The sequence below is a fragment of the Microcystis sp. LEGE 08355 genome, assembly GCF_015207185.1.
Lineage (GTDB): Bacteria > Cyanobacteriota > Cyanobacteriia > Cyanobacteriales > Microcystaceae > Microcystis > Microcystis panniformis.
The window spans coordinates 1-2,129 of the sequence record NZ_JADEXI010000716.1 but is presented as its reverse complement, the minus strand read 5'-3'; the positions used below and the strand labels follow the sequence as shown (position 1 = coordinate 2,129).

Below are 2,129 nucleotides of genomic sequence, written 5' to 3'. Positions count from 1 at the left end.
GGCAGGTGGGGTGTGGGGTGTAGGGTTTTACCCATTTTCAGACGGTCAATTACCTAATTTTCAGGGAAAAAGTCCCGGAATTTTCGCCCCGCTCACTCTCGGCTGGCACTTTTTGAGATCAAAAAAGTCTAAAAGTCTTATCCAACAAGGTTTTTAGATTTATTCAGCCAACCCTACTTAGTTGAATAATCGTTGCAGAAAAGTGCTTCGATCCCGCAGGAAAACCTGAGCGCAATTGCGCCCCGGCATCCCCGAAATTGAGCCGCCGGGGTGAGTGCCTGCCCCAGTTAAATAAAGGTTTTTAATTGGGGTTTTGTAGTTAGCTATTTCTGGCAAAGGACGCAGGAAAATCATCTGATCTAAGGTCATATCAAGATGATAGTAATTACCTTTATAGGAACCCAAACGATTAGCTAATTCGGCCGGACTTTCCACCCGACGGGCAATAATGGCGGATTTGAGATTCGGGGCATAATCGGCCAGTTTATCAAGAACTCGATCGGCCACGCGATTTTTTAATTCTTCCGTCCATCCTGTCCCGTTTAATCCCGTTCCCTCGGCCCCGGCAATCTGATGGGGGGCAAAAAATTCGATCCAGAGGGTATGCTTGCCCTGGGGGGCCATAGAGGGATCGAGAATAGTGGGGACATCTAGGTACATCGAGGGATTTTCGTCGGGAATCTGCCCCAAAATCGTTAAAGCGTGGGCCTGTTCAACGTGACGCACGGAATCGGCGATGAGAATCGTTCCCTGTAAATACTCCTCTTTGTGATCGTAAGCCTCGAACCTTGGTGCTTCGGCGAGGGCGCAATCAATTTTAAGAATTGTTTCATTGTTATTGACAATTCGCCGTTCTACCCTTTCTCGCAATTCTGGATCGGCGGCATCCACATCGGCGGGGGCGACTAACTGTAAAAAGACTCGTCTAGCGTCAATATTAGAGATAACACCCGCTTTTGCCAGATATTCCTGCCCAGAGTCCACCCTAACCCCGATCGCTTGTCCTTCCTCAATTAGAATCTGTTTAACTTTCTGCTCGGTTAAAATCACCCCACCGAGACTGACAACACATTTCACCAGAGCCTCGGTTAGTGCGCCTGTACCACCACGAGGGCGAGCCACACCGGGGGAATGACGCATCGCCATCATCATCATCCCGGAGGTAATCCCTTTTTGGGAGGGAGGAGCGCCAATTTCTGCCGCTAGACGAGCCAGGGGTGCTTTGACAAATTCGCTCTCAAACCACTCATTAAGGACATCTTCGGGAGAAGTAATCATCGTGCGGATGAAGTCGAGCAGTTTCTTTTTTGAGCCGATCGCTTTCCAGACACTAGCTAAGGCACTAGAGTTATAATTGCGGGCGATTCTGAGCAAATCTTGGGGGGGAGCGTTAAACCAAGGACCGATCGCATTCATCAACTGCGCCCAATAGTCGATAAACTGAAGGTAGCGATCGGCATCTCGCGGACAAAACTGGGCAATTGCGGCGTGAGTTTTTTCCAGAGAGCGATAGGAAAGAAAATATTGGCCAGAGGGATGGGGACAGAAAACGGTAGGATCGAAGAATAAATACTCTAATCCGTGGCGTTTTAGCTCCAATTCCTCAATTACCGGCCCCAAAAAGATAAATTCGTGATCGATCGCACAGAGATTAAACTTAAAATCGGGGGCTAGATCTGGGATAACCGCTTCTGTGGTAGCCGCTCCTCCTGGTACGCTACGCTGTTCCAGAAGGAGGACGCGATAACCAGCTTTGAGGAGATAGGCGGCACAAACTAAACCATTATGCCCCGCACCGATGAGGATGACATCGTAACTTTCCATGCAGTTTCAAAAATTCCTATTTTTAATTTTGCGCTTTTCTTGACCCTAATATGTTAAAAATAGTTAAAGATTGGCTGCTGTCAGCAGATTTCAGCGAGCAGTTATGAGTGAGCAGGTAGAAAACATTTAATTTTTCCTTTTTTTTATGAGTTCTGCGATTAAAGTTATTCAACCATCGGGTATTTTAGATGGCAACCAAGCCAGCGAATTTCGCCAAGAAATTGCCGAAGCCGTGCAGGGAGGTTCAGAGGTGATTATCGTTGATTTCCAGAATGTCACCTTTATGGATAGTTCTGGTTTAGGTG

2 protein-coding genes are annotated in these 2,129 nt (G+C 47.4%); one reads left to right on the top strand and one right to left on the bottom strand.

Annotated features, from left to right (window positions below; genetic code table 11):
• Positions 1-177: 177 nt before the first annotated feature.
• The gene (crtO, locus tag IQ242_RS23250; protein WP_193961582.1) at positions 178-1,824 is read right to left on the bottom strand and encodes a beta-carotene ketolase CrtO; all 1,647 of its coding nucleotides are present in this window, start codon (positions 1,822-1,824) and stop codon (positions 178-180) included.
• Positions 1,825-1,969: 145 nt separating this feature from the next.
• Here crtO and IQ242_RS23245 point away from each other — a divergent pair.
• A partial coding sequence (locus tag IQ242_RS23245; RefSeq protein WP_193961581.1) for an STAS domain-containing protein occupies positions 1,970-2,129 on the top strand: 160 nt, incomplete at its 3' end.

Excerpts from the sequence above, each read along its gene's own strand:
- crtO (WP_193961582.1), bottom strand. The coding sequence starts at position 1,824 with ATGGAAAGTTACGATGTCATCCTCATCGGTGCGGGGCATAATGGTTTA.